At 70.5% G+C, this 6,954-nt stretch carries 8 protein-coding genes and 1 pseudogene; 5 read left to right on the top strand and 4 right to left on the bottom strand.

Going from position 1 to position 6,954, the window contains the following annotated elements; translation table 11 throughout:
* Window positions 1-515 (bottom strand): annotated as a pseudogene (locus Q2100_RS28475) (hypothetical protein); the annotation flags it as partial.
* 245 nt (window positions 516-760) lie between these two features.
* On the opposite strand from Q2100_RS28475, the gene Q2100_RS28480 reads away from it, so the two are divergent.
* Window positions 761-1,018: a DUF3107 domain-containing protein gene (locus Q2100_RS28480; RefSeq protein ID WP_264010871.1), complete on the top strand. Its 258-nt coding sequence runs from the start codon at window positions 761-763 to the stop codon at window positions 1,016-1,018.
* On the opposite strand, the gene Q2100_RS28485 is transcribed toward Q2100_RS28480, so the two are convergent.
* Window positions 1,005-1,685, bottom strand: a complete 681-nt coding sequence (locus Q2100_RS28485; protein ID WP_269894093.1) for an HTH-type transcriptional activator FasR — start codon at window positions 1,683-1,685, stop codon at window positions 1,005-1,007. The genes Q2100_RS28480 and Q2100_RS28485 overlap by 14 nt on opposite strands.
* 169 nt (window positions 1,686-1,854) lie before the next feature.
* Here Q2100_RS28485 and Q2100_RS28490 point away from each other — a divergent pair, with 169 nt between their 5' ends.
* The 3 genes from Q2100_RS28490 (at window position 1,855) to Q2100_RS28500 (ending at window position 5,125) form a co-directional block, all read left to right on the top strand.
* Entirely contained in the window at window positions 1,855-2,892 is a 1,038-nt protein-coding gene (locus tag Q2100_RS28490) for a DUF3152 domain-containing protein (protein WP_302916736.1), read from the top strand.
* A gap of 113 nt (window positions 2,893-3,005) precedes the next feature.
* Window positions 3,006-4,184 (top strand): adenylyltransferase/sulfurtransferase MoeZ, encoded by a 1,179-nt coding sequence (gene moeZ / locus Q2100_RS28495; RefSeq protein WP_264010868.1) that lies wholly within the window; start codon window positions 3,006-3,008, stop codon window positions 4,182-4,184.
* An 86-nt stretch (window positions 4,185-4,270) separates the two neighbouring features.
* Window positions 4,271-5,125, top strand: coding sequence for a TIGR02569 family protein (locus tag Q2100_RS28500; protein ID WP_264010867.1), 855 nt, complete (start codon window positions 4,271-4,273; stop codon window positions 5,123-5,125).
* A 6-nt stretch (window positions 5,126-5,131) separates the two neighbouring features.
* Here the strand turns inward: Q2100_RS28500 and Q2100_RS28505 are convergent, their stop codons facing one another.
* Together Q2100_RS28505 and Q2100_RS28510 are read right to left on the bottom strand one after the other, a co-directional pair.
* Entirely contained in the window at window positions 5,132-5,428 is a 297-nt protein-coding gene (locus Q2100_RS28505) for an MGMT family protein (protein WP_302916737.1), read from the bottom strand.
* Between the two features lies 1 nt (window position 5,429).
* Window positions 5,430-6,239, bottom strand: a complete 810-nt coding sequence (locus tag Q2100_RS28510; RefSeq protein WP_302916738.1) for an alpha/beta fold hydrolase — start codon at window positions 6,237-6,239, stop codon at window positions 5,430-5,432.
* Between the two features lie 78 nt (window positions 6,240-6,317).
* Between Q2100_RS28510 and Q2100_RS28515 the strand changes: the two genes are divergently transcribed.
* Window positions 6,318-6,954 (top strand): UvrD-helicase domain-containing protein (locus tag Q2100_RS28515; RefSeq protein WP_302916739.1); only part of this gene is annotated, 637 nt, incomplete at its 3' end.

Consider the following 6,954-nt stretch of genomic DNA (forward strand, 5'->3'; position numbering starts at 1 on the left):
ACGGCGGCGGTCGCGCTCGGGGACGGCGTCACGGTGGTGACCGTCTCCGCAGGCAGCGACGTCGGCGGCGAGGTGGCGGCCGGGGGCGCCGCGGTGGTGGCCGGCTGGCTGGTCTGCGGCGGTGGGACCACAGTCGCCGTCACCGATCCGCTGTCGCCGCCGCCCAGGATCACCACCGTGCAGATGACGGCCACGAGCAGGATCGCGCCCGCCACGCAGGCGATGAACATCCACCTGCGGTCGAGCAGCGGCTCGTGCTCGTACTCGGCGTAGTCGCCGTCGCCGGAGTCGTCGTCGGACTCGTCGGGGCTGCGGTAGTCGGTGTCGTAGCCGGTGTCGCGCAGGGAGTCGTAGCCGGCGCCGTACGGGTAGTCCTCGTATGCCGGATAGTCCTCGACGGGCGACCCGGGATCGGCATAGCCGACACGGCCGTCGGCGATCCTGGTCGTCGCTGCGTCGAACCGCTCGGTCGGCGCCGTCGTGTACGGCGAGTTCGCCGAATATCGCCTGTCCATCGGGTTTTTCCCCATCGTCTCGTCCACTGCCGCGCCTGATGCTATCGGGGCAGAAGTGACGGATGAGGTGCGTCGAGCGGTGTGTCGGTCACGGTCGGGACTCGGTTCGATCGCGCTCCGGAACCGGCTTCGCTCAGCGCGAACCGCCCACGGCGGCGCCGGTGCCGTCCCGTCCACTAGCCTGCTCAGCAGGAGAGCGCATCAGGTCGACTCTCGACGGTGCCGAGGCGAGAAGGGGTTTCAACGTGGAGGTCAAGATCGGTGTCACGGACAGCCCGCGCGAGTTGTCGTTCAACAGCGCGCAGACTCCCGCCGAGGTGGAGGAGGCGGTGTCCGCGGCGCTGAGCGGGGACGCGGGTGTGCTGGCGCTGACCGACGTGAAGGGCCGCCGCTACCTGGTGCAGAACAGCCGGATCGCCTACGTGGAGATCGGCGCCGCCGACGTGCGCAGGGTCGGCTTCGGTGTCGGCGTGGTGGGAGCCGAGGCCGTCAAGAACGGGTGAGCGGCACGTGTGACAGGCCGCCCCAGGCGAACTGCACCGTGCCTTCGACGGCGGCGTCCTTCGAGATGGGACGCTCGCTGTCGAGCCAGTAGCGCGCACAGTCGACGCTGATGCCGACCAGGCCCACCGCGATCATCCTTGCGCGGTGCGCCTCGAGGCCGGAATCGCGGCTGATCAGGTCGAACACCGCGTCGGTGCACGCTTCGGTGGCGACCTTCACCTGGGAGGCGACCTGGGGCTCGGTGGTGTAGTCGTTCTCGAAGATCAGCCGGTAGCCCTGGCTGTCGTGCTCGATGAAGTCGAAGAACGCGTGTATCGCCGCGCGGAGGCGCTGCCGGTTGTCGGTGGTGGTGCGCAGTGCCTGGCGGACGCCGGAGACCAGATTGTCGACATGGCGCTGCAGCACCGCGAGGTACAGCTCGAGCTTCGATGAGAAGTGTTGGTAGAGAACCGGTTTGCTGACGCCGGCCCGGTCGGCGATCTCGTCCATGCCCGCGGCGTGGTAACCGCGGTCGACGAAGATTTCGCTGGCGGCGACCAGTAACTGGCTGCGCCGCTCGTCGCGGGGCAGCCGGTTGCCGCGGCGGCCGCTACCGGAGGACGGCGCGGTGTCGCCGCTGCCGGTCTTGGCACCTCTCCTCTCGGCGGTGTTGGCGAGATCGCTCATCAAGTCCTCAATCTGGATTCCCGTGGCGCTCTTGGGTGTGTTCACCCAAGCCGCCCATCGAAACGACACTACTACCGATCATCTGTGGTGTGCGCGAGGTCGACCCCCGGTGCCACCCGGGGTGGCGCGCCGGAGGTGCAAGTGCCCGCCTCTGTGCCATCCTGTTTCGGTGACCTACGACCCGGGGCGTCGCGGGCCCGGTCGTGCCCCGGCGCTGCGCAACGAATGGCGGGAGCCACTGCGCGCACAGCGTGATCCGCTGGCGGTCGACTCGGGGCGGGTCCGTTCCAACCGCGACGAACACCGGCGCTGGCGCAAGCAGACCTGGCTCGGCCGGTTCGTCTCCACCTACGGCTGGCGCGCCTACGCGCTACCGGTGCTGATGGTGCTCACCGCCGTGGTGATCTACCAGACCGTCACCGGCACCAGCGCTCCGCAGGCCGCCGACGACGAGCAGGGGCCGGTGCAGGGGCCGCCGACGCTCGGCGTGTCGAGCACGGCGATCGTCGGCGCACCGCCGAAGGGGCTGACGCAGTTCGACGCCAGCCTGCCCACCGGGATCCTGCCCCAGGGCGGTCCGTTCACCGAGGCCGGTGCGAGAACGTGGCACATCGTCCCCGGCGTTGCGCCGCAGGCCGGTCAGGGCACCACCAAGGTCTTCACCTACACCGTCGAGGTCGAGGACGGGGTGGACACCACGACCATCGGCGGTGACGAGGGCTTCGCCCGCATGGTCAGCGAGACGCTGGCCAACCCCAAGAGCTGGACGCACAACCCGCAGTTCGCCTTCACCCGCGTCGACGCCACGTCGGGCGTCGAACCCGATTTCCGGGTGTCGCTGACCTCGCCGATGACGGTGCGCGAGGGCTGCGGCTACGACATCCAGCTCGAGGCGTCCTGCTACAACCCGGCCTACGCCGACGGACAGCCGCGGGTGTTCCTCAACGAGGCCCGCTGGGTGCGCGGAGCCGTGCCGTTCCAGGGCGACATCGGCTCCTACCGGCAGTACCTCATCAATCACGAGGTCGGCCACGCCATCGGCTACCAGCGGCACGAGCAGTGCGCGGAGAACGGCGCGCTGGCGCCGATCATGATGCAGCAGACGTTCTCGACCAACAACGACGACGCCGCCAAGTTCGACCCCGAGACCGTGCGGGCCGACGGCAGGACCTGCCGGTTCAATCCCTGGCCGTACCCCATCGCCTGATCCCCGCTCACCGCCCGAACGGGAAGCAATGCGGGGCGTTCGCGGTTGTGGAAAGTGCCTATTGTGATGGGGTACGCCCACGTCTGCAGCCCGCAGGAACTGAGGAGATATCGGTGTCGTCACCGTTGCCGCCGCTGGTCGAGCCAGCGGCCGAACTGACCCGCGAAGAGGTCGCGCGCTACAGCCGCCACCTGATCATCCCCGACCTGGGTGTCGACGGTCAGAAGCGCCTGAAGAACGCCAAGGTGCTGGTGATCGGCGCCGGCGGACTCGGCTCGCCCACGCTGCTGTACCTCGCCGCGGCCGGTGTCGGCACGATCGGCATCGTCGAATTCGACGTGGTCGACGAGTCGAACCTGCAGCGCCAGGTCATCCACGGCCAGTCCGACATCGGGCGGTCCAAGGCGCAGAGCGCCCGCGACTCCATCAAGGAGATCAACCCGCTGGTCGACGTCCGCCTGCACGAGGTGCGGCTGGAGCCCGAGAACGCCGTCGAACTGTTCGAGCAGTACGACCTGATCCTCGACGGCACCGACAACTTCGCGACCCGCTACCTGGTCAACGACGCGGCCGTGCTGGCGGGCAAGCCCTACGTGTGGGGCTCGATCTACCGCTTCGAGGGCCAGGTGTCGGTGTTCTGGGAGGACGCCCCGAACGGGTTGGGCCTCAACTACCGCGACCTCTACCCGGAGCCGCCGCCGCCCGGGATGGTGCCGTCCTGCGCCGAAGGCGGCGTGCTCGGCATCCTCTGCGCGTCCATCGCCTCGGTGATGGGCACCGAGGCGATCAAGCTGATCACCGGCATCGGCGACCCGCTGCTGGGCCGGTTGATGGTCTACGACGCCCTGGACATGACCTACCGGACGATCAAGATCCGCAAGGACCCGGAGACGCCGAAGATCACCGAGCTGATCGACTACGAGGCGTTCTGCGGCGTGGTGTCCGACGCGGCCGCCGAGGCCGCCGCCGACTCCACCATCACCCCGCGTGAGCTGCGCGAACTGCTCGACTCGGGCAAGCCGCTGGCGCTGATCGACGTGCGAGAACAGGTCGAGTGGGACATCAACCGCATCGAGGGCGCCGAGCTGATCCCCAAGGGCGCGTTCGAGTCGGGAGAGGCGCTGTCGAAGCTGCAGGTGGACCGCACGCCGGTGTTCTACTGCAAGACGGGCGTGCGTTCGGCCGAGGTGCTGGCCATCGCGAAGAAGGCCGGGTTCTCGGACGCGATGCACGTCCAGGGCGGCATCGTCGCCTGGGGCAGGCAGCTCGAACCCGACATGGTGATGTACTGACGCGACGGGTCACGGTCGCGACACGACGCTGACACAACGCTGCACGGCGCACCGACCTGCGACTTGTCGCCGGTAGCCTGTGCCCTGTGACTGACCCTCGGCCGCCGGAGCACGTGCTGGCGGCGTTCGGGCTGACCGGCCAGCGGCCGGTGGCGCTCGGATCGACGTGGGAGGGTGGCTGGCGCTGCGGCGAGGTGGTGCTCTCGCTGATCGCCGACCACGCTCGAGCGGCGTGGTCGGCCAAGGTTCGCGAGACGCTGTTCGTCGACGGTGTCCGGCTGGCCCGGCCGGTCCGGTCGACCGACGGTCGCTACGTGGTGGCCGGGTGGCGCGCCGACACCTTCGTCGCCGGCACGCCGGAGCCCCGTCACGACGAGGTCGTCTCGGCCGCGGTGCGGCTGCACGAGGCCACCGCGAAGCTCGAACGACCCCGCTTCCTGACCCAGCCGCCCGTCGCGCCGTGGGCCGACGTGGACGTCTTCATCGCCGCCGACCGCGCGGCCTGGGAGGAACGGCCGCTGCAGAAGTTGCCGCCCGGGGCGCGGGTGTCGCCCGGATCGGCCGACGGGCAGCGCTCGGTCGAGCTCATCGGTCAACTGGCCGGGCTGCGCAAGCCCACCAAGAGTCCCAGTCAGCTGGTGCACGGCGACCTCTACGGCACCGTGCTGTTCGCCGGGGCCGCCGCGCCGGGCATCACCGACATCACCCCGTACTGGCGGCCGGCGTCGTGGGCGGCCGGTGTGGTGGTCGTCGACGCCCTGGCCTGGGGGGAGTCCGACGACGGCCTCATCGAGCGGTGGGCGTCGCTGCCGGAGTGGCCGCAGATGTTGTTGCGGGCGTTGATGTTCCGGCTCGCCGTGCACGCGCTGCACCCGCGCTCGACCGCGGCGGCCTTTCCGGGGCTGGCGCGTACCGCTGCGCTGGTCCGGCTGGTCCTCTAGGCCGCGTCAGAACGAGTGCCGCGCCTCGGTCAACCGGACGCGGCCGTCGTCGGCGAGCACGCCCTCGGCGCGCAGCAGTTCGAGTTGGCGGGTGGCCAGATGGGCGGCCGGCCGGCCGGATGCGGTGATGACACGATGCCAGGGCAGATCCGACGAATCGGTGCGCATGATCCAGCCGACGATGCGCGGGCTGGAAAGCCCTGCGGCGTCGGCGATGTCACCGTAGGTCGACACCCGGCCCGCCGGGATCCTGGCGACCAGCGCGCGGACGGCTTCCACCTGTTCGTCGGTGATGGGCGCCATGTCAGTGACGTTCGAGATGGGCCCGGATGAGAGCCGCCGTCTCGGCCGGACGGGCATGGGGCACCATGTGATCGCAATCCCACTGCAGCACCTCGAGATCCGTGCCGAGGGTAGCGTCCAGTGCGGTGATCAGCTCGTCGGAGGCGTAGGGCGGTTGCGTGCGGGCGGCCCGCACCAACGTGGTGGGGGTGCCGTCGCGGGGCAGAGCGACGGGCCGCGCCAGCTCGCTCCAGTACGACATCATCGCCGGGATGCTGATCCGCCATCCGCTGCGCCCGTTCGGCAGGTCGATCAGATGCTCGTCGAGGTCGCGGTCCAGCTCGGCCGGATCGACCTCACCCCATGACCCGTTCGCCTTCTCGGCGCGCGCCTCCGCCCGGTCGGTGTAGTCGGGCGAGGCGAACATCTCGTCGGCGATCTCGCGCATCCATTCACCGTCCAGGCCGACCGCGGGATCGAGCAGCACCAGGGCCGAGACCAGATCCGGGCGAGCGGCAGCGAGATCGAGCGCCACCGCGCCGCCGAACGAATGCCCCACCACCACGACGGGACCGCCGCCATCGGCGTCCAGCAGTGCCGCCAGCGCGGTGCTGTTCTCCGACAGCGTCCACGGCGCGGCCCACGACGACCGCCCGTGCCCGATCAGGTCGGGTGCGGCCACCGCATATCCGGGCAGATGCCGGGTGGCCAGCGTCTGCCAGCGCTGACCGTGCCCGGTCAGACCGTGGACGGCGAGGATCTGCGCGGGCCGCGCGGGCCCGTACCGGTACACGTGCAGTCGCGAGGTCACGCGTCGATGGTAGGGCTCCATTCCGGCGGAGGGTCCGACGGACCGTCCGCCGAGGGCGACGCGGGCCGACGTGTCGGACCCCCGTGGTGTCATGCCCTCATGACCGCGTCACGTATCGAGTCGGCACCGGCAGCGCTCACCGGACCCGGCCGCAGCGGCGTCGTGCGCGTCCTCGGCGGGCCGGGAACGGGCAAGACGGCCCTGCTGGTCGAGACTGCCGCCGCGCACATCGCCGCCGGAACCGAACCGGAATCCGTTCTACTGCTGACGGGTTCGGCGCGGCTCGGTGCGCAGGCCCGCGCGGTGATCACCCGCCGTATGCTGCGCGACGGCAGCCGTACCGTGGTACGCGAACCGCTGGTGCGCACCGTGCACTCGTATGCGTTCGCCGTCCTGCGGATGGCCGCGCAGCGCAACGGCGACCCGCCGCCGCGGCTGATCACCGGCGCCGAACAGGACGGCATCATCCGGGAGATGCTCGCCGGTGACCTCGAGGACGGCGACCGCTCGCCGACCGGCTGGCCCGCCGCCCTGCGCCCCGCCCTGACCACCGCCGGTTTCGCAGGCGAGATCCGCGACCTGATGGCGCGCTGCGCCGAACGGGGTGTGGATCCGGTTGCGCTGCAACGCCTCGGCCGGTTGTCGGGGCGGCCGGAGTGGCTGGCGGCCGGCCGTTTCGCGCAGGCCTACGAGCAGATCATGCTGCTGCGCGCGGCGGTCGGCACCGCGGCGCCGC

Source organism: Mycolicibacterium arseniciresistens (genome assembly GCF_030519285.1).
GTDB classification, from domain to species: Bacteria; Actinomycetota; Actinomycetes; order Mycobacteriales; family Mycobacteriaceae; genus Mycobacterium; species Mycobacterium arseniciresistens.